Raw genomic sequence first — 20,330 nt, 5'->3', positions numbered from 1 at the left:
CGGACTGCTACGCGTGCTATCGACAGCGCGCGCAACCGGGTCACCCTCCCGGTTGCGCCCTGTGCAGGCCTTCAATTTGCGCCGTGCGCCATCGTTGTCGCGACGAGTGCCGGCGTAGCAGCCACTTGGGCGAGTTCATCGCTCGACCATCCGCCGCCCAGTGCATGCAGCAGTTGCACGTTGGCACTTAGCTGGCGTGTCTGGATATCGAGCACGCTGCGTCGTGCTTCGAGTGCGACGGTCTGCGCCTGCACGACATCGAGATAACCTACAGTGCCTTGGCGATATTGGCGCAGCGCCAGATCGACCGAGTATTGCGCGGCATTCGCGGCATCCTTTTGCTCGCCAAGCGCGGTGCCGAGATACGACAGCAGCGAAAGGTTGTCCTCGACCTGCTGGAATGCCGACAGAACCACGCTGCGGTAGCGGTCTCCGGCTTCCTCGGTTGCCGCCTTCGCGGCGTCGAGCTGCGCACGACGGTAACCGCCGTCGAAGACGTATTGCACGAGCTGCGGGCCAATCGCCCAGAATAGATTGGGCGCGCTAACCAGTCCCAGCATAGGCGGCGCTTTGCACACCACCCTGCAAGCTCAGCGTGATGTCCGGGAAATAGGCCGCGCGCGCGACACCAATCTTTGCGTTGGCCTCGGCAACCCGGCGTTCCGCTGCTGCGACGTCGGGGCGACGTTGCAGCAGCGTCGAGGGCAGGCCGGTCGGAATCGCCGGCAACGCGATGGCGGCAGTCTGCTGCGGCAGGCTGAATTCGGACGCGGAAGTGCCGACCAGCACGGCAATCGCGTGTTCGATGAGCGCTCGTTGCGCGAGATTCTGCGACAACTGGGACTTCGCCGACGACAATTGCGTTTGAGCCCGCGAAACGTCGAGGCCCGCCACGATGCCGCTGTCATGCAGCGTCTGCGTGAGTTGCAGCGCTTTCGCATACGCCATGACCGTCTCGTTCAGCAGCTCGGTCTGCTGGTCGAGGCCCCGCAAACTGATGTAATTGTCCGCGAGTGCCACTTGCAGGCTCAGTTTCACCGAAGCCAGATCGGCTTTAGTCGCCTGAGCCTCATCCTTGCCGGCCACCACGGAGTCACGCACGCGACCCCACAGGTCGAGGTCGTAATTGACTTCGGCGCCGAGCGTGACGGAGTTGTAGTCGTTCGGGCCGCCCACGCGCAACGGCCGGTTGTCGGACTGGCGAACGCGCTGCGGCACCGCGCTTGCGCTGATGGTCGGATACAGTCCCGACGCGACCTGCGCGACGAAAGCCTGCGCTTGCGCATAGTGCGCGTAGGCGGCGCGCAGATCGGTGTTGTTGGCCAGCAGACGCGCTTCGAGATCGTCGAGTTGCGCGTCGCCATATATTTTCCACCAGCCGTTGCGATCTATCCGGTCGGCAGGCTGAGCGGCGGTCCAGGGACCAACGGTTTTGTATTGCGCCGCTATCGGCACCGAAGGCACCTGATATTGCGGCGCGAGCGAGCAGGCGGAGAGCGCCAGGACGCCCGTTAAAAGCGCGACCCGTCCAGGCTTAACCATGTGCGGCCGCCTTCCTGTCAGTGGCCGGCGCAACCTGCACGCTGTCGCCGTCGGCGAGTCCATCTGGCGGCGTATCGATCACGCGATCGCTGGCGGCGAGTCCCGAGCCGATCTCCACCGAGTCGCCCAGATCGCGGTCGATCTTCACCTGCTTGAACAGTACGTGGCCGTTCGCACCGAGCGTGGCGACCACGACGCCGCGGCTATCGAACACGAGCGCGCTAGCCGGCACCCGAAGTGAATCGGCGGACGCGGGCAACGTGAATTTCAGGCTGGCGAAACCGCCCGGCAGCAGCTTGCCGTTGGCATTGTCGACCAGCAACTGCACGAGCGTCGTCCCCGAACTCGAATTGACGGAGTCTGCCGCTGCAATCACGCGCGCGGTGAACTGCTGGTCGGCGTACTCGGGAACGGTCAAGGTCGCGGTCGTGCCATCGTGGATCGCCGGAGCGTAGTTCTGCGGTACCTGAACATACACACGCAACTGCTTGACCTCGGAGACCGCGAACAGCTCCTGGCCGACGCCGCCGCTACCGGCGTTCACCAGCGCGCCAACGTCGGTGTCGCGCGCGGTCACCACGCCGTCGAACGGCGCGACGATCCGCGCGAAGGCCTTTGTCGCGACGAGGCGATCGACGTTGGCCTTCGCGGCCGCCACGATCGCCTCCTTCGCGGTGTAATCAGCCGTGCGTTGGTCGACGTCCTGCTGGGCCACGGAATCGGTGCCTCTTAGCGCCTCCCAGCGCTTCGCCGTCGTACCCGCTACGACGGCATTCGCCTGCGCACTCTGCAGATCGGCGCGTGCCTGAAGGAGCTGCTGATCAAGCTCGGGTGTTTCGATTTCGGCGAGCACCTGACCCGCCTTGACCGGCGCGCCAATATCGACGTTCCATGATTTCAGGTAGCCGCTGACCTGCGCGAAAATCGGCGCCCGTGTAAACGCTTCGAGCCGGCCGGGCAGTTGCAGTGAAGGGCCGTTGGGATCGCGCATGGGCTGGATCAGATTGACTGTCGGTACGGCCTGAGCCTCCGTCCAGGTTTTCAGCTTGCGGGCGTCGACAGCCCGCAGCGCGACACCGCCAACGACGATGCCTAAGGCGATCAGCAGGCCGATCACGCCCGCGATCCGGAGCGGACGGCGCGGCGGCGTGTGAGTGGGAAAAGTGGATTCAGACGACATAGGTAGGAGCTCCCGGGACGGATGCTGGGGTCGCCGCGCGCCCGGGGCGCGCGTGAACGATACAGAAGATGACGGGGACCAGGAACAGCGAAGCCGTGGTGGCAAACATCAAACCGCCGATCACGGCGCGGCCGAGCGGCGCGTTTTGCTCACCGCCTTCGCCGAGGGCGAGTGCCATCGGCGCCATGCCGATGATCATGGACAGCGCGGTCATGAGCACCGGGCGAAAGCGCGTAAAGCCCGCTTCGAGTGCCGCCTTGAACGGATCGCCATGGACGGCAAGACGTTCGCGGCAGAAGCTGACGACCAGAATCGAATTGGCGGTCGCCACCCCCATGCACATGATCGCGCCAGTGAGTGCGGGTACGGAGAGCGTCGTGTGCGTCGCGAACAGCATCCAGACGATGCCCGCCAACGCCGCCGGCAATGCGCTCACAATCACGAACGGATCGGCCCACGACTGGAAATTGACGACGATCAGCAGATAGATCAGCACCACTGCGCCAAGCAGGCCGAACGACATGCCGGCAAAGGCGCTGTTCATCGTCTGCACCTGACCCAGCAGCGCGACGCTCGAGCCCTTCGGCAAGGTGCTGGCGTTCTGGTGCACGATGCGCTGGATATCGGCCGACACCGCGCCGAGATCGCGGTCCTGGGTGGTCGCGAAGATCTCGACCATGGGCTGGATGTTGTATTGGCTGACGACTTCGTTGCTGGTGGAGCGCTCGACCGTTGCCAGACCGCCGAGGATCTGGGCGGTGCCTCCGCCGCTGGCGGTGATCGGCAGATTTTGCAATGCTGCCAGTGAATCGAGACTGTATTGCGGCGTTTGCATCACGATCGGATACGACACGCCGTTCGCATTGTTCAGCCAGTACGTGGGCGCCACCTGGCTCGAACCCGCGAGGTTCACCACCATGCTGTTGGTCACGTCGCGCTCGGTGATGCCGAGCAGCTGTGCACGCGTGCGGTCGACATCGACGTTGAAGGTGGGATTGCCGTGCGACTGCGCGATCCGTGCATCGACCACGCCGGGCACGTCGCGGACCGCGCGCAGCAGACGGTCTGCATACGCGTAGTCGGCGTTCAGGTTGTTGCCGCGGATCTGCAGGTCGATCGGCGCCGGCGAGCCGAAGTTAAGGATCTGGCCGATGATATCCGCCGGTGGGAAAGAGAACGTGACCCCCGGGAATTCCCGCGGCAATCTTTCACGCATCATGCGGACATACTCGTCGGTCGGACGATGCCCTTCGTTCAGCGCAATCTGGATGTCGCCGTCCTGCGAACCGACCGTCCCGGTGTTGTTGTACGCGGTATTGATGCCGCTGACCGGCAGACCCATATTGTCGACCACCGTGCCGAGATCGGACGGCGGGATGATCTGGCGGATCGCGCCTTCGACATTCGCGAATATCTGCGCGGTCTTTTCGACGCGAACCCCGACTGGTGCGCGCACATGCATCAGGATCTGCCCGGCATCGACCGCCGGGAAGAAGTCGCGGCCGAGCAAGGGCGCGAGGGCGAACGAAAGCGCGACGAAGCCGAGGAAGCAACTGACGAACGGACGCCGATGGTTCAGCGCGAGTTCGAGTAACCCGCGATACACGCCACGCACCTTTTCAAAGCGCGCTTCGAAGCCGCGCTGGAAGCGTCCGAGCGGACCCGGACGCTGCGCCTCATCGGCATGCTCACCCTGCGCATGCGGTTTCAGCAGGTATTTGGCCATTGTCGGCACGAGGGTTCTCGAGAGGATGAACGACGAGATCATCGCGAAAATGACGGCCTCCGCCATCGGCACGAACAGGAAGCGCGCCACGCCGTTCAGGAAGAACATCGGCACGAACACGATGCAGATGCACAGCAGGGAAACGAACGCGGGCGTGACGATCTGCGCGGCGCCATCGAGGATAGCGGTCTCCACCTCCTTGCCGTGCTCGAGGTGCCAGTTGATGTTCTCGATCGTCACGGTCGCATCATCGACAAGAATCCCCACCGCTAACGCGAGACCGCCGAGCGTCATGATGTTCAAGGTTTCGCCTAGTGCGGAGAGCGTGGCGATCGAGCCGAGAATGGCCAGTGGGATCGAGGTTGCGATGATGATCGTCGAACGCCAGCTGCCGAGGAACAGCAGAATCATCAGGCTGGTGAGCACGGCCGCGATCACGCCTTCACGTGCCACACCGGTGATGGCTGCGCGCACGAAGATCGACTGGTCGCCGATCGGTTCGACATTCAGGTTATCGGGCCACGACGCTTTCCCGTTGGCGATTTGCTGCTTGATGCCGGAGATGATCCCTAGCGTCGAAACCGAGCCGTTCTTGAGTACCGACATCAGCACCGAGCGCCGGCCGTTCACATGGACGATATTGGTTTGCGGCGGACTGCCGTCGCGAACATTCGCAATGTCACGAATAGTGACCGTCGTGCCATTGGTGGCCTTGACCGGTAGATCGCCCAGGGCCTTGATTTCCGAGGGCGCATTGTTGAGTTGCAGCGTGTATTCGTAGTCGCCGATCTTTTCCGTGCCGACCGGCGTGATCAGGTTCTGACCCGCCAGCGCATTGGCGACGTCCTGCGCGGACAAACCGCGCGCCTGCAGTGCCGCAGGATCAATGTCGATCTGCACCTGGCGCGTCTTGCCGCCGAACGGGTAGGGAACCGACGCACCGGCGACAGTCGTTAGCATGGGACGCACCGCATTCAGACCGAGGTCGCCCAGCCTCTGCTCGGACAGCCCCTTGCCCGATAGCGCCAACTGGATGATCGGCACGGTGGACGCGTTGTAATTGAGGATCAGCGGCGGCGTAGTGCCCGCGGGCAACTGCCGCAACTGAGTTTGCGCGACCGCGGTTACTTGCGCGTTCGCCGTGCTGATATTCACGCCCGGCTGGAAGAAGATCTTGATGATCCCGAAACCGGCGACCGATTCCGCCTCGATGTGTTCGACATCGTTCACGGTGGTAGTCAGCGTGCGTTCGAATGGCGACGTGATCCGGCCGACCATCTGATCGGGCGGCAGCCCCGTGTATTGCCACACCACGCTGATCACCGGGATTCTGATATCGGGGAAAATGTCGGTGGGCGTCTTCATTGCCGACAGTGGCCCGATGATGAGGATGAAGATTGCCAGGACGACGAAAGTGTAGGGTCGTCGGAGCGCGATACGAACTAGACCGAGCATGAGAATTCCAGGGCTTGGGGGAAACGCAACAGCATCTTGCAGAGATCTGGCACAGGAAGATGTTCGCAACGAGGATGATTGCTTTGTGACCTATGTCGGGTGTTCCCAAACGCAACCAAAGTGCGAATGTACACAACGCTCTGGATTCCTGCAGACCGAGAAATAGCATCCCGGCAACGTTTGAATGCCAGGCGAGTCAATTTCTTTCTGCCTGCGCATATCGGGAAAACCTTGTCCATGCTGGATGCAATGATGCTCGGCAAGATTCAGACGAAGGCGAACTAGCGTAATTTCCAGCGAAGATTAAAGCGTTAGAGATTTTTATTACCAATTGTTTGAGAGGCCATCAAGGGTGCTCGTGCCTCCTTTCAGACGGCATTCAAAGGGTTGACTCCATTCTGAAGACGAGGTCTTCGCGTTATTACGCGCATCGTTCAGAATGATCGTCACTTACCTCCCGTGAAGATCGGCTTAAGGGGAGAGTCAAGCGACAATTCACGAATGACATGCGCATGAAGGTGTGAAGAGGAATGCTGACAGCGTGCCTTCAAAGCGTTGAGCCGCGGCAACGCGGGGTTCAAATCGGGCTTCGCTAAGGCCGTGACAAAACAGACGAGCGCGGTGCGTCCAACGACCGCTGGCAGCCGTTGCGCAAGTCACGCGATGCGGCCCCGGACCCGGGGCCGGATTCAGTGCCGATCGACACCATCAGTGACCAAAGTAGATTGAGTGAGTCCCTGCGGTCGTCGACGGCGCACCCGACTGCGAGGAGCCGTTCATCGACACTCCGCCGACTGCCGTGCTGCTCGGCGTCGTGGCATCCTGCGCATGAATACGTGCCTCCGCAGCCTGAACATCGGTGGGATAGTGCAAATCGTTGAGGCCCGGGCGATACCCGGCCTGTTCCATTTGCACCAGGTCGGCGCGCACTTCGGCACGCGTCAGCGGGGCAGTGGATTCCTGTGCAAAAGAGACCGCGGGGACGACGAGTGCGTTGGCAACCAACGCTGCATAGATCAGAGTCTTCATGGTGAATTACCTGTAAAGTTAAATATAGTCAGCTTCACACGCGATGAACGGAGCCTCGGGTGTCGCCGCGCCACCGCTGCAAGGGTGAGTAAACCTGTATTTTCCGCAGATGGCGTGACGCGAGGCTGACCTCTGCATTACGCCGCTGTCATGTTCAGATAGGCAGGAGCGCATGCGGCGATCGGCGCCAAAACAGGAAAGGAGAAATACCCAGATGATCCATGTCATTGCCACAATCACCGCCCAGCCCGGTCAACGCGAAGCCGTGTTGGCACTTTTCAACCAGAACCGTCCAGCGGTGTTGGCCGAAGAGGGGTGCATCAGCTACGAGGCCGTCATCGACGTACCGGAGTTCGGGACGCCTCAGACACCGCTCGGCAAAGATACGTTCGCTGTCATCGAGCGCTGGCAGAGCGCTGAAGCGTTGAGGGCGCATGGGGCCTCGACGCATATGGCCGAATATGGACGCAATACGCGCCCGTTGCTCGTGAGCCGCGTCATCAACGTGCTTCAGGCTTGCTAAAGAGAGCGTTCCTGGCGGCCCGCCATCGGCAGCGGGACTGCCGCCCACGCCCGGGGTGTATACTTTTATGAAAACATAAATCGTCATCTGATGACATCAGCGATAATCCGACAGCGCAGGGAGTTATGAAGAACAAAGGGACTATCGAGAAGCCGAACCGTGGAACCGGCGCCGAGCGCGTCGCGGTCAAGCGGCCGATGAAAAAAGCGCCGCAGCGTTTGCCGCGCGCGGAGCGTCAGGCGCGCGTGCTGGAGAAGGCCGCGGAGTATTTCGCGGAGCATGGTCTGGGCGCGCAGACCCGCTCCATCGCGGAAGCCTGCGGCGTATCGCAACGCTTGTTATATAGCCTGTTCCCGAGCAAGGCCGCTTTGATTGACGAAGTCTACAAGCGGGAAGTCGTCGGAATCTTCGACGCAATCTGGTTTGTTCAGTTGCAAGACCGAAGTGTGCCGATTGAAAGCCGACTCAACCGCTTTTACCGCGAATACTATGACACACTCCTGACGCGCCGCTGGCTGAGGCTTTTCCTTTACTCGTCGCTCGAGGGCCTGCACACGGCGCCGGCCTATACGAACGCGATCGTCAGCCATGCGCTCGAAATCATCGTCACTGAGACCGCGCATGAACTGGGTCTACGCATGCCTGTCGACCCGGCTCAACTGGGCGAAGTGGGGTGGTTGTTACATGGCGCCGTGTCTCATCTGGCGATTCGCCGCCGCATCTATTCGAACGAAAACAGCACGCCCGCCGAAGCGGTGATTGCCATGCACGTGCGCGCCTTCCTGACGAGCCTGCCGAGCCTGCTGCCTGCGCTATAACGCATTGCGAGTCGGCGCAGTGCGGTTCGCCGGTGTTATCGCTGCGACCGTCTGGGTCGTCTCCAGCGCAAATCGTCAAGCGACGATATAATCCTGCGAAATTGGGCTGCATTGCCGCGCAGGCGCCCTGGGGGCTGCTCATTGTGTCCGCGCCGTCTCCCGTTCGAGCTGTGTTTGGCTTGCGCATGGCGGCTGCGTCATAACCGTTCGCAATCGTCGCCATGAGGCAAACCAATTTCCCGAACGGCCTGCGCCTCGGCACAATGCCATCGCGCATCCTGGTGGCGTTTCGGGCGATATGTCAGGCCGCGAGTCATCGCACGCTGTCCGCGGCCGCCGTCTTTGAAACAGCCGAGACACGCGCAACAAATAATGCATCTCTCACGAAAAAGGTGAATCCATGAGGACTACGGCGGTTTTGCGTGTCCGCACCCAGTTGGTTGCCGGCTTCGGCATCGTCCTCTTCGCCCTCGTTGCGCTGACGGTCATCGCCATCACACGCGTCGAGTCCGTGCGGCAACGACTCGATCAGATCATCGACGTGAACGGCGTCAAAGAACGGTACGCTATCAACTTTCGCGGTAGCGTCCATGACCGGTCAATCGCCGTGCGCGATGTCACTCTCGTATCGCATGATGAGCTGCCGGCCGTCGTCGCGCATATCCGGCAACTCGCGGCGGATTATGACGAGGCGGCAAAGCCGCTTGCCGCCGTCTACGCGCAGCGCACCGACATCAGCCCAGCCGAGCGCGTTATCTATTCGCGCGTGATCGATGCGGGCAACAAGGCCACGCCGTTTATCGATGAGGTGATTGCACGGCAAATCTCCGGCGACACCGAAGGGGCGCGCACCGTGCTGCTTCAGCAAGCGCGCCCCGCGCTGGTCGAGTGGCTCGCGGCAATCAACCAGTTGATCGACTTTCAGGAAGCGCTGAACCGGCAGGGCGGTGCCGAGGCACGCCAGATAAGCGTCGATTTCCGCTGGATGATGCTTGCGCTAACCGGACTTGCGTGCGTGATCGGTGTTGGCGTTGCGGTGCTTGTCGTGCGCAACATTGGCCGGTCGCTCGGCGCGGAGCCGCGTGAGCTGATCGCGTTCGCCGATGCGATCCGGCGCGGCGATCTTTCCCAGCGCGGCGGGTTGCGCACCGGCGATACGGGTAGCGTGATGGCGACTGTCGTGCGGATGAGAGAAGCGCTCGCGGACATCGTGGGACAGGTGCGCGATGGCGCCGATGCAGTCGCCGGCATGAGTCACGCGATTGCCGCCGGCAATGCCGATCTTGGCGCGCGCACCGAGCTCCAGGCCAGCGCGCTCGAGCAGGCCACCGGCGCGCTCAAGGAGTTCGATGCTAGCGTGGCCACCAACACTGCGAACGCAGGACACGCGGACGAGCTTGCCAGGCACGCCTCGGAAACGGCTGGGCAAGGCGGCGTGGCGGTCGGCCGGGTGGTGGAGACGATGCATGGGATAAGGGCGTCGTCGGCGCGCATCGCGGAGATCATCTCGGTCATCGACGGGATCGCGTTCCAGACCAACATCCTCGCGCTGAATGCGGCGGTCGAGGCCGCGCGTGCCGGTAGCCAGGGACGCGGTTTTGCCGTGGTGGCCGGCGAGGTCAGGCTGCTCGCGCAACGTAGCGCAGAAGCGGCGAAGGAGGTCCGGCAACTGATCGTGGCGAGCGACGCTCGCGTGAAAGACGGCGCCACCCAGGTTGATGCCGCGGGCTCGACGATCTCCGCGGTCGTTGATTCGTCGGCGCGCGTCACGGGCATCATGAGCGAAATCCACGACGCGTGTCAGCAACAGACGCTTCATATCGGCGAAGTCCGGGAGATGATCGCGAGCCTGGAGCATGGCACGCAACAGAATGTTGCGCTGGTCCAGCAATCGGGTGCTGCCGCGGACGCTTTGAACAGGCAAGCGCAGACTCTGCTTAGCGCGGTCAATCTATTTTCCGTCGATGCCGAGCGCGGTTCGGAGCTGAAATCGGTGGGCCCACAGCAGCGCGATGCAACTGCGCGCAACCCGGCGCTTTCGCTCACCAGCAGCTACTCGTGAGCGCAGGGCGGCATAGCACGATTTTCAATTCAATCCAGGTCGTCCGCGCTGCAGGCGCGATGCGCCCGCCACTCTGAGGAGCAGCACATGATCGATTTGCGCAGCGATACCGTGACCCGTCCGGACCAGCCGATGCTCGCCGCGATGTCAACCGCCGAGTTGGGCGACGATGTGTGGGGCGACGATCCGACTGTCCTGCGTCTGCAGGCTGTGATCGCCGAACGTGCCGGCAAGCAAGCCGGCCTGTTCTTTCCGACTGGAACGCAATGCAATCTTGCGGCCTTGATGGCGCATTGCGCGCGTGGCGACGAATACATCGTCGGCCAACTGGCGCACACCTATAAATACGAAGGCGGCGGCGCGGCGGTGCTCGGCAGCATTCAGCCGCAGCCGCTGGAAAATGCCGTGGACGGCACCTTGCCGCTCGATAAGGTTGCGGCCGCCATCAAGCCGATCGATGATCATTTCGCACGCACGCGTCTGTTCGCGCTCGAGAACACGATTGGAGGCAAAGTACTGCCCGCGGACTATGTGGCGCGTGCGGTCGAATTGGTTCGTCAGCGCGGACTCGCGACGCACCTCGACGGGGCACGCCTGTTCAACGCCGCGGTGGCTTCGGGCCAATCGCTGGCGGCGCTGTGCGCGCCCTTCGATTCGGTGTCGATCTGCTTCTCCAAAGGACTGGGCGCGCCGGTCGGCTCGGTGCTGCTCGGCAGCCAGGCGCTGATCGGCGCCGCGCATCGCTGGCGCAAAGTGCTGGGCGGCGGCATGCGGCAGTCGGGCGTGCTGGCGGCGGCGTGTCTGTACGCGCTGGATCACAACGTCGAGCGGCTCGCGGACGATCACGCCAACGCCCAACTTCTTGCCGACGGTCTCGCGCGGATCGATCAGGTGACGGTACAGTCACACGCGACCAACATGGTGTTCGCGCAGTTTCCGCAAGAACATTGCGCTCCGCTCGAAGCGTGGCTCAAGGAACGGGGCATTCTCACGCAGATGCTGTACGCGTCCCGTTTTGCGACACATAAGGACGTCTCGCGCGCGGACGTCGATACGTTTCTGTCCGCTGTAAAGGCGTATTTCGCTCGCGGCTGATGTTTGCGCGATGCCGGATTTTTCATTGCGTGTTGACATGGCGCGTTCGGGTCGGACAATAATCTCAGCCCCGATACTCGCCAACTCAGGTTCCAAGCGTGAACGACGTCACCGGCATTTCCCCCTCGCGGGCTGATCATGTCTATGTCAGCGTACGCGAGGATATCTTCGATATGCGCCTGCTGCCCGGCGACCGCGTGACGGAAGGCAGCATCGCCGAGCGCTTCGGTGTGTCCCGCACGCCCGCGCGCGAGGCCTTGCAGCGCCTGCAAAGCGACGGCCTGATGCGCGGTTATGTGCGCGGCGGCTGGGAAGTCGTGCCGGTCGATTTCAAGCGCTTCGAAGACCTCTACGAAATGCGCAAGCTGATTGAAACCTTTGCGGTCGCGAAGCTTGCGGGTGCCGAAGGAGAGCTCTCCGAAGGCGTCGCACGGATGCTCGGTCAGCTCGAACAAATCTGGAAGATTCCACCTGCTCATCGTCGGCGTGACGGCCGCGAGATGGTCGCGCTCGACGAAGCATTTCATCACGCTCTCGTGCAGGCCGCCGATAACGCCGAGTTGACCAATGCGATGCAGCGCGTGACCGATCGGATCCGGGTCGTGCGGCGGCTCGATCTCGTGTATGGCGACTGCATCGACGAAACCTACGACGAACATGTGGCGATCCTCGATGCGATCCGTCGTCGCGAAACGGATCGTAGCGTTGCGTTGATCGCACGCCATATCGAGGGTAGCCGCGCTGAAGTGCGCACCTTGACCAAGGAGCGCCTGCAACGCGCACGCACTGCAATGGGGCCGAATGCGGTCCCCTATGCACCACCCAGGTTGCGCGGCACCAAGTAGCGACATCGCCGTGAGCACCGGGTCGCGCGAAACCCTGCTGTGGCGCGCATGAGCCGTCGCCCCGCGTGCTGGCATGCTTCTCGCATAAGTGACGGGTATGTATACAAGCAAAAGCCCCGTCAGGTATGTCATCTAGTTTTCTGAATCCAACCCGCGGCGCGCGCGGGATGGCCGTCGCGCCAAACGCGCTCGCGGCGCAGAGCGCGTTGGCCATCTTGCGGGACGGCGGCAACGCCGTCGAAGCCATGATTGCCGCTGCCGCGACTATCGCAGTCGTCTATCCGCACATGAACAGCATTGGCGGCGACGGCTTCTGGCTGATCTCGCGCCCCGGCGCGGAGCCGGTGGGCATCGAGGCCTGCGGCGCGGCCGCGCTCGCTGCGACGATCGACGCGTACCGCTCCCGCGGATATACGACGATCCCGACGCGCGGCCCGCTGGCCGCGAATACCGTCGCGGGCACCGTGTCCGGGTGGCAGCTCGCACACCGCTGGTCGAGGGACGCGCTCGGCGGCAAGCTGCCCGTCAAGCGTCTGCTCGAAGACGCCATTCACTACGCGAAGTCCGGCGTACCCGTCACGCGCAGCCAGGCTCAATGTGTCGACAGCCGGCGCGCGGAACTGAGCCCGATCGCCGGTTTCGCGGACACCTTTCTGCTTGACGGCCGCGCGCCGGCAGCGGGCGAGCGCTTCGTCGCGCCGCGTCTCGCCGCAACCTTGGAGCGCCTTGCCGAAGCAGGTCTCGACGACTTCTATCGCGGCGATCTCGCGCGCAGCATCGCGAGCGATCTTCAGTCCGCCGGCTCGCTGCTTGCACTTGCCGATCTCGAACGGCACGAGGCGCGCTGGCGCAAGCCGCTCGCACTGCAGCACTCGCTCGGCACGATCTACAACATGCCGCCGCCGACACAGGGTCTCGTGTCGCTGCTGATTCTCGGCATTCTCGACCGCGTGCTGACGAAGGACATGGATCCGCTCGGGCCCGAGTTCGTCCACGCGTGCGTCGAGGCAACCAAGCTGGCTTTCGCGATTCGCGACGCGCACGTCACCGATCCCGATCACATGACGGTCGATCCCGCCACGCTGCTCGAACCGGCCGCGCTCGACGCGATGGCCGCGCGCGTCTCGCCGACGCGAGCCGCGCTCTGGCCGGCCGGTCGCGGACCGGGCGACACCGTATGGCTAGGCGTGACGGATAGCGAAGGGGTGGCGGTCAGCTTCATCCAGAGCATTTATCACGAGTTCGGCAGCGGCATCGTCCTGCCGGGCTCCGGCATCAACTGGCAGAACCGCGGCTGCAGTTTTTCGCTCGACGAGCACGCGCTCAATCCGCTGATGCCGCGGCGCAGGCCATTTCATACCCTCAATCCGGCGCTGGCGCGCTTTGCCGACGGCCGCACGATGGTGTACGGCAACATGGGCGGAGACGGACAACCCCAATCGCAAAGCGCCGTGTTTTCACGCATCGCGAGTTTCGGCTGGAATCCGCAGGCGGCGATCGACGCGCCTCGCTGGCTGCTCGGCCGTACATGGGGCCAATCGACCGACACGCTCAAGCTCGAACCACGCTTCGCCGCACACACGGCAGCAACGCTCAGTGCGTTCGGGCACGAGGTCGAGATGATGGCGCCTTACGACGAAGCGATGGGGCATGCCGGCGCAATCGTCCGGCATCCTGATGGATTAATCGAAGCGGGCTACGATCCGCGCAGTGACGGGGTCGCTGCGGGCTGGTAGACACCGCGCGCTTTTACCCAAACGACTTGCAGTTCCGGCCGTTCAGGCCCGGAGGACTGCGCACGTCTCGCGCATGCCGGCTGGCATGCGCTCAGGAATCGGAGAACACCATGAGTACACGCTTGCAACCGATGTCGCCGCGTATCGAGAATGTCTCGACGCTCGCCACGCATAACCGCTGGATTCAACTCGGGCTGGGTCTCGTCTGCATGATGGCGATCTCGAGTCCGCAATACGTCTGGACGTTGATGACCAAACCGCTCGCCGCGAAACTGGGCATCGCATTGCCTGAACTGCAGGTGACGTTCTCGCTGCTGATCATTTTGCAGACGTTCTTTTCGCCGTTTCAAGGCAAGCTGATCGACCGCTTCGGTCCGCGCACGCTGATTTCGGTCGGCACGGCGATGTCCGGCCTGAGCTGGGTGTTCGCATCGCAGGCGCAGAGTGCGCCGATGCTCTATCTGACCTATGGCGTGATCGGCGGCCTTGGCACGGGCATCGTGTATGTCGGCGTCGTCGGGCTGATGGTGCGCTGGTTCCCCGCGCAGCGCGGCTTCGCGGCGGGCGCCGTCGCCGCCGGCTACGGCATGGGCGCGATCGTCACGACGTTTCCGATCGCGGCGTCGTTGCAGGCGCGCGGTGTCGACGCGACGCTGTGGATGTTCGGCATCGCGTTCGCGGTGGTAGGGCTGCTCGCATCGCAGGGCTTGCGTGTGCCGCCCGCGCATGATGCCGCCGGCGCGAATGTGAATGACGCCGGTTCGCCGGTGGCGAATCTGCGCCCGTCACAGACGCTCAGGACGCCGATCTTCTGGCTGATGTTCGCCATGATGGCGATGATGTCGACCTCCGGTCTAATGGTCACGTCGCAAATGGCCACCTTCGCCGCCGATTTCGGCGTGACCAAAGTGCTCGTGTTCGGCATGGCGGCGCTTCCGCTTGCGTTGACGATCGACCGCTTCACGAACGGGCTCACGCGGCCGCTGTTCGGCTGGGTGTCCGACAAAGTCGGCCGCGAAAACACGATGTTCTTTGCGTTCGCCCTGGAAGGCGTCGCCATGGCGCTGTGGCTGTTCACGCGTGACAACGCGGTGCTGTTCGTGTTGCTCTCGGGCGTGGTGTTCTTCGGCTGGGGCGAAATCTTCTCGCTGTTCCCGGCGACGCTGACGGACACGTTCGGCACGCGGCATGCCACGGAAAACTATGGCTGGCTCTACATTTCGCAGGGCATCGGCTCGATCCTGGGCGGCCCGCTGGCGGCGTTGATGCACCAGCACGCGGGTAGCTGGCTGCCGGTGTTCGGCGCGGCAATCACGCTTGACATCGTTACCGCATTGCTCGCGATTGCAGTGCTCAAGCCGATGCGCCGCCGTTTTCTTGCCGCACCACGCGGCGTTTGACGGCAACTGGCCGCTCGTTCGTTGTACGGCTAATTGCCAGGTGGCGCGCCTCTTTCATGGGCGTGCCGCGCAATTGGCCGCTCCGAAATGACTGAAACGTCATCCAGGAGCCATGTCGTGTTAACGACCGAATTCCGATAATGACAACCGGGATCATTCCAGTCCACTCGAGACTGACTCGGCGAGCAAACAGCAATTGATGCTGTACGCGAAGAGCAATTGGTGTTGTTGGCTCGAGTCTCCATGCTGGGCGGCTCGCGGCATGATTGTCGCCGGATATGCGCCCGGATCGCCGCCGTGATAGTCTCGACCTCACGTATTCAATCTTCACGCCGTCCCGGACCAACATGCACACACGGTGGACCACCGACGACATTGCACCGCAGACCGGCAAGCGAGTACTCATCACGGGAGCGAATAGCGGTATCGGCTATCACGCCGCATTGACGCTGGTGCGCAAAGGGGCACAGGTCATCCTGGCATGCCGCGATAAACGACGCGCAGAAAAAGCTCTCGCCCGTCTGAAAGCCGAAGTTCCCGGAGCACGCGCGGAACTGGCGATTCTCGATCTCGCTTGCCTCGCGTCCGTCCGCTCGTTCGCACAGAAAGAACTCGCGGAGCAACGCCGCATTGATATTCTGGTGAACAATGCCGGCGTCATGGCGCCGCCGAAACGTCTTGAGACCACCGACGGCTTCGAGTTGCAGTTCGGCACCAATATGCTTGGCCATTACGCACTCACGGCGCTGCTCATGCCCGCTCTTGAACTTGCCGCGGGTGAATCGCCTGACCGACCACGCATCGTGACGATTGCTTCCATCGCGCACAAGCAGGGGAGAATTGATTTCGACGATCTGCAGTCGGAGAACCATTATTCGCCGATGCAGTCATATCGCCAGTCGAAGCTGGCGAATTTGATGTTCGCCTTTGAGCTCGACCGTCGACTGCGCGCGGCGAATTCCCGAGTCATGTCTGTAGCCGCCCACCCCGGGGTCGCGAACACCAATCTGTTTCGTTCCGGCGATCGTTCCGCGCTCTCACGTGCTGCTCGCAGCCTCGCTGGCCGCGTTATCAGCGTCGCGCTGAACAGCGAATCCGCCGGCGCGCTGCCGACGCTCTACGCGGCGACGTCGCCTCACGTCGATGACGGCGGCTATTACGGGCCGCAAGGTTTGCTCGAGGCACGCGGGCGCAGGATCGGCGAAGCGAGTGTCGCGAGGCAGGCCATGGATGAATTGACCGCCCAGCGTTTGTGGCAGGTATGCGAATCGCTCACGCAGATTCGCTTTCATCTGCAGTCCGAGCGGACCGCGTGAGTTGGACGCACGATTCCGCCGGATCTTTTTTCGAATCGCGCTAATTGAACGACAGGTTGCAGCACCATGCGAATACTCATTATCGAGGACGAGCCGAAAATGGCTTCCTATCTCCGCAAGGGGCTCATGGAAGCGAGCTTCCAGGCGGATACCGCCCTTGATGGCAAGGAGGGCCTCTTCCTTGCGCTTAGTGAAGACTACGATCTGATTCTGCTTGACGTGATGCTGCCCGAACTCGACGGGCTCGAAGTCCTCAAGCGCATACGGGAGAAAAAACATACGCCGGTACTGCTGTTGACGGCTCGCGACACGGTCCAGGACAAAGTCGTCGGGCTTGAGTCCGGTGCGGACGACTACCTGTCCAAACCGTTCGCCTACGCCGAATTGCTGGCCCGGGTCCGTGCGCTGCTGCGAAGGCCGGCGCAGTCGTTGGTCACTATTTTGTGTGTGTCCGACATGGAGATCGATCTGGTCAGGCGGCGCGTGCGGCGCGGCAATGTGCGCATCGAATTGACGGCTCAGGAGTTTGCACTGTTGAAGTTGCTCGCCGAGCGCCAGGGCGAAGTGCTGACCCGGGCTTTCGTGACTTCCCACGTGTGGGATATCAACTTCGACAGCGACACCAATATCGTGGACGTCGCGGTCAAGCGTCTGCGCACGAAGATCGACAGCCCGTTCGAAAATAAGCTGCTGCATACGGTTCGCGGCATGGGCTACGTGCTGGAGGACAGGGCATGATTGGGGCCGGCGCGCCGTATTCACTGCTGAAGCGGCTCGCGCTCGCGTTTTCGATTCTTGCCATCCTGGTCCTTTCGCTCGCCGGTGGCCTTCTCTACCATACGCTCTCACTGGAACTGCGACGCCGCGACGACAGCGAAATTGCCGAGAAGCTTCAGGAGTTCATGGAGCAGGCTCGCACACTGGGCAGCGCGGTATCGGTCGCGCAAAACGGTGCGATATTTAAGGAGGCGCTGCTTTCACATCCCGCGGTGTCTTTCGCGATATCCGGCGGGGGTGGTGAACTGTTGGTGTACACCGGGGGACGCGGGCAGCGTCTGGCATCCGGGCTGGGCAAAGACGCCGAGTCTGGTCCGTTCACCTGCAATCCGCCGGTCGTCGGGCCTGCCCGCTGCGTTGTGGGGCGAGAAAAGCTGTCGTCCGGGGAAACGATCCAGATCGTTCTCGCGCACGCGGCTCATGTACGGCGCTCGGTGCTGCGCGCTTTTCAGGAGGACCTATTGCTCGTGCTCGTCGGCGGTTCGCTGCTGATGGGCTCACTCGGTTATGCGATCGCGAAACGGGGTCTCGCGCCTGTGAAAACGATCGGTGCTCGCATTTCCAGCATCGAGGCACACAATCTGGACAATCGTTTGCAGATCGGCGGCGGCCCCGTCGAGCTTCACGACATAGCTGTCCCGGTCAATCGCATGCTCGACCGGCTCGAGCGCGCCTTCACGCGCCTCTCGCAGTTCTCGTCGGATTTGGCGCACGACATGCGCACGCCGCTCGCGAATATCATCAGTTCCTCGCAAATCACGCTGTCCAGGCCGCGCACGATTGATGAGTACGAGACGCTCATCGATTCGAATATCGAGGAGTGCGAGCGACTGCAGCGCATGATCGAGACCATGCTGTTTCTCGCGAGGGCGGATCATGCCAGACAGCAACTCAAGCTAGGGTCGCTCGACTGTCAAAGCGAATTCGCCAAACTCACCGCATTTTTCGATGCCGTCGCGGAGAATAAGAGCATTCGGTTCTTCATCGATGGGCCCGTGCAAGTGCGAGCCGATCCGACGCTGTTCAGGCGTGCTGTCAGCAATCTGCTATCCAATGCACTGGAGCATGCCGGGGCCGCGTCCGAAGTCGCGCTACGAGCGTTCCGCTCGGGAGAGTATGTGGCCGTGCAGGTCATGAATAACGGTGAGAGCATTCCGCCCGAACATATCGATAAAATCTTCGAACGCTTTTATCGCGTCAATGCTGCCCGTGAGGGATCGGCGAAGAATACCGGCCTCGGTCTTGCGATCGTCAAAGCGATCATGGAATCGCACCGAGGCAAGGTCGAAGTGCTGAGCCGCGCAGGCAGCACGGTGTTCACGCTGTATTTTCCGGCTCTCGTCTAAAGCGCGGCGCGCCGCAGCCCGTTCTCCTCTTCTACCTCGCGCACGTCCCCAGCCTCAATGTCAAAAATGACATTTAGCCGCCATGTGTGTATCAGCCGCAGATTTCGATAATCGACACCAGGCGATCGAGGACGTGAAGTCCTCGCTCTTCGAGCGTGTCAGGTCAATTCGATTCTGCGAGGGACTCATTGAAAACCAAGTACCAGAGACGCCTGTATGCGTCCATCGCCGGGGCCGGCTTGATCGTTCTGTGCGGCGCCTTCGCGATTCATTCGCGGACCACGCAGGCAGCGGCCGAACCCGTAGCGGCCGAATCTGCCACGTCAGCGGCAGCGAGCAGTACGCCTACCGTTTCCGGCGCCGTCGACCTGGCGCCCGAGGCGCTCTCGAACCTGCATCTGCAGATCGCCGACGCGGCGCTTCGCCCGGGCGTGCGGACTATCACCGCGCCGGGCGTGATCGCCTTCAACGGCAAACAGCTGGCACAACTGAGTTCCCCATCCAGAGGCCGGATCGAGGCCGTCGACGTCGCGGTGGGCGACCACGTGCGTGCGGGGCAGCGACTTGCCGTGCTCGACGAGTTCGACCTCTCCGATGTGCGCAGCCAGCTCGCCAGCGCGCAAGCCGCGCTCGCCGATGCGACGGCCGCAGCCGACGCGGCACACGCCGCACTCGCGCGCGGCACTGAGTTGGTCGACGCCGGCGGCATTGCGCAAAGCGAACTCGAGCGCCGTCGCGCGATGGCGGCCAATGCCGATGCCACGCTGCGCTCACGGCAAGCGGATCTGCAGAAATGGCGCGGCATGACACAACGATTGATGCCGATCGATGCCGCCGCGAAGGCAAACGGCGACATGCGCACCCTTGCCGCATTGAGTCCGCGCGACTCGCTCGGCGCCGTGGTCGCGCCCTTCGATGGTGTCGTCACGGCTGTGAGTACGGCCGCCGGCAACATCGTCGATACGTCGCAGTCGCTCGTCACGGTGACGGATCTGTCGACCGTGTGGCTGCAAGTCAGCGTGCCGGAACGCGACGCCGCTGCCGTGCACGCGGGTCAGACAGTCGCGGTGAACGTCGATGCCTATCCGAATCAGCCGTTCAACGGACGCGTCATCGACGTCGCCGATCAGGCCGATCCGAATACGGGCACGGTCACGGTGCGTTGCCAGGTGCCGAACCCCGGCGGGCTGCTGCGCGCCAACCTGTTCGCCACGGCAAACATCGCGGCGCCGCTCGGCCACGATTCCGTGCTGGTGCCCGATTCCGCATTACAGGACGTGAACGGGCGGACGGTCGTATTCGTGCCTGCGGGTCAGGGTCACTTCCTGCCGCGCACGGTCCATACCGGCGTGGCCGAGAGCGGCATGACGGAGATCGTGAGCGGGGTCACGGCCGGAACGCCGGTGGTCGCCGACGGCAGCTACTGGCTGAAGGCCGCGCTGATGCAAACCACCATTCCCGACGAAGGCTGAACCGCGAG

General features: G+C 62.8%; 15 protein-coding genes and 1 pseudogene. 11 read left to right on the top strand and 5 right to left on the bottom strand.

Going from position 1 to position 20,330, the window contains the following annotated elements; genetic code table 11:
* Nucleotides 1–71 precede the first annotated feature (71 nt).
* The 4 genes and pseudogenes from OKW41_RS24510 to OKW41_RS24495 form a co-directional block, all read right to left on the bottom strand.
* Nucleotides 72–1,542 (bottom strand): annotated as a pseudogene (locus OKW41_RS24510) (efflux transporter outer membrane subunit).
* The gene (locus OKW41_RS24505; RefSeq protein WP_429574220.1) at nucleotides 1,535–2,722 is read right to left on the bottom strand and encodes an efflux RND transporter periplasmic adaptor subunit; all 1,188 of its coding nucleotides are present in this window, start codon (nucleotides 2,720–2,722) and stop codon (nucleotides 1,535–1,537) included. Before OKW41_RS24505 ends, OKW41_RS24510 begins: the two are co-directional and overlap by 8 nt.
* Entirely contained in the window at nucleotides 2,712–5,903 is a 3,192-nt protein-coding gene (locus tag OKW41_RS24500) for an efflux RND transporter permease subunit (RefSeq protein ID WP_429574219.1), read from the bottom strand. The genes OKW41_RS24505 and OKW41_RS24500 overlap by 11 nt, the downstream gene beginning before the upstream one ends.
* Nucleotides 5,904–6,611: 708 nt before the next feature.
* Nucleotides 6,612–6,932, bottom strand: coding sequence for a DUF4148 domain-containing protein (locus tag OKW41_RS24495; RefSeq protein ID WP_429447550.1), 321 nt, complete (start codon nucleotides 6,930–6,932; stop codon nucleotides 6,612–6,614).
* A gap of 214 nt (nucleotides 6,933–7,146) precedes the next feature.
* Between OKW41_RS24495 and OKW41_RS24490 the strand changes: the two genes are divergently transcribed.
* Entirely contained in the window at nucleotides 7,147–7,455 is a 309-nt protein-coding gene (locus OKW41_RS24490; protein WP_187632938.1) for a putative quinol monooxygenase, read from the top strand.
* 245 nt (nucleotides 7,456–7,700) lie between these two features.
* Nucleotides 7,701–8,273 carry a TetR/AcrR family transcriptional regulator gene (locus OKW41_RS24485; RefSeq protein WP_429574218.1) on the top strand — a complete coding sequence of 191 codons (573 nt, stop codon included), beginning with the start codon at nucleotides 7,701–7,703 and terminating at the stop codon, nucleotides 8,271–8,273.
* A 313-nt stretch (nucleotides 8,274–8,586) separates the two neighbouring features.
* Here OKW41_RS24485 and OKW41_RS24480 read toward each other — a convergent pair whose 3' ends face one another.
* Nucleotides 8,587–8,865: a hypothetical protein gene (locus OKW41_RS24480; RefSeq protein ID WP_429574398.1), complete on the bottom strand. Its 279-nt coding sequence runs from the start codon at nucleotides 8,863–8,865 to the stop codon at nucleotides 8,587–8,589.
* Between OKW41_RS24480 and OKW41_RS24475 the strand changes: the two genes are divergently transcribed.
* The 9 genes from OKW41_RS24475 (at nucleotide 8,752) to OKW41_RS24435 (ending at nucleotide 20,322) form a co-directional block, all read left to right on the top strand.
* Nucleotides 8,752–10,335: a methyl-accepting chemotaxis protein gene (locus OKW41_RS24475; protein WP_429574380.1), complete on the top strand. Its 1,584-nt coding sequence runs from the start codon at nucleotides 8,752–8,754 to the stop codon at nucleotides 10,333–10,335. The two genes, OKW41_RS24480 and OKW41_RS24475, sit on opposite strands and share 114 nt — an antisense overlap.
* A gap of 87 nt (nucleotides 10,336–10,422) precedes the next feature.
* Nucleotides 10,423–11,430, top strand: coding sequence for a low-specificity L-threonine aldolase (ltaE, locus tag OKW41_RS24470; protein WP_429574217.1), 1,008 nt, complete (start codon nucleotides 10,423–10,425; stop codon nucleotides 11,428–11,430).
* Between the two features lie 98 nt (nucleotides 11,431–11,528).
* Nucleotides 11,529–12,275 (top strand): GntR family transcriptional regulator, encoded by a 747-nt coding sequence (locus tag OKW41_RS24465; RefSeq protein WP_429447557.1) that lies wholly within the window; start codon nucleotides 11,529–11,531, stop codon nucleotides 12,273–12,275.
* A gap of 167 nt (nucleotides 12,276–12,442) precedes the next feature.
* On the top strand, nucleotides 12,443–14,011 hold the full coding sequence (locus tag OKW41_RS24460) for a gamma-glutamyltransferase family protein (RefSeq protein ID WP_429574216.1): 1,569 nt from the start codon (nucleotides 12,443–12,445) through the stop codon (nucleotides 14,009–14,011).
* Between the two features lie 110 nt (nucleotides 14,012–14,121).
* The gene (oxlT, locus tag OKW41_RS24455) at nucleotides 14,122–15,411 is read left to right on the top strand and encodes an oxalate/formate MFS antiporter (RefSeq protein ID WP_429447560.1); all 1,290 of its coding nucleotides are present in this window, start codon (nucleotides 14,122–14,124) and stop codon (nucleotides 15,409–15,411) included.
* A gap of 347 nt (nucleotides 15,412–15,758) precedes the next feature.
* The gene (locus OKW41_RS24450; RefSeq protein ID WP_429447562.1) at nucleotides 15,759–16,727 is read left to right on the top strand and encodes an oxidoreductase; all 969 of its coding nucleotides are present in this window, start codon (nucleotides 15,759–15,761) and stop codon (nucleotides 16,725–16,727) included.
* Between the two features lie 66 nt (nucleotides 16,728–16,793).
* On the top strand, nucleotides 16,794–17,465 hold the full coding sequence (locus tag OKW41_RS24445; RefSeq protein WP_429447564.1) for a heavy metal response regulator transcription factor: 672 nt from the start codon (nucleotides 16,794–16,796) through the stop codon (nucleotides 17,463–17,465).
* Nucleotides 17,462–18,850 carry a heavy metal sensor histidine kinase gene (locus OKW41_RS24440; RefSeq protein WP_429574215.1) on the top strand — a complete coding sequence of 463 codons (1,389 nt, stop codon included), beginning with the start codon at nucleotides 17,462–17,464 and terminating at the stop codon, nucleotides 18,848–18,850. Before OKW41_RS24445 ends, OKW41_RS24440 begins: the two co-directional genes overlap by 4 nt.
* Before the next feature lie 188 nt (nucleotides 18,851–19,038).
* On the top strand, nucleotides 19,039–20,322 hold the full coding sequence (locus OKW41_RS24435; RefSeq protein ID WP_429574214.1) for an efflux RND transporter periplasmic adaptor subunit: 1,284 nt from the start codon (nucleotides 19,039–19,041) through the stop codon (nucleotides 20,320–20,322).
* Nucleotides 20,323–20,330: the final 8 nt, after the last annotated feature.

The sequence above is a fragment of the Paraburkholderia sp. UCT70 genome, from assembly GCF_050434085.1.
Lineage (GTDB): Bacteria > Pseudomonadota > Gammaproteobacteria > Burkholderiales > Burkholderiaceae > Paraburkholderia > Paraburkholderia tuberum.
Note: the sequence above shows the minus strand (reverse complement) of the source record. Positions and strands in the feature narration are given on the sequence as shown.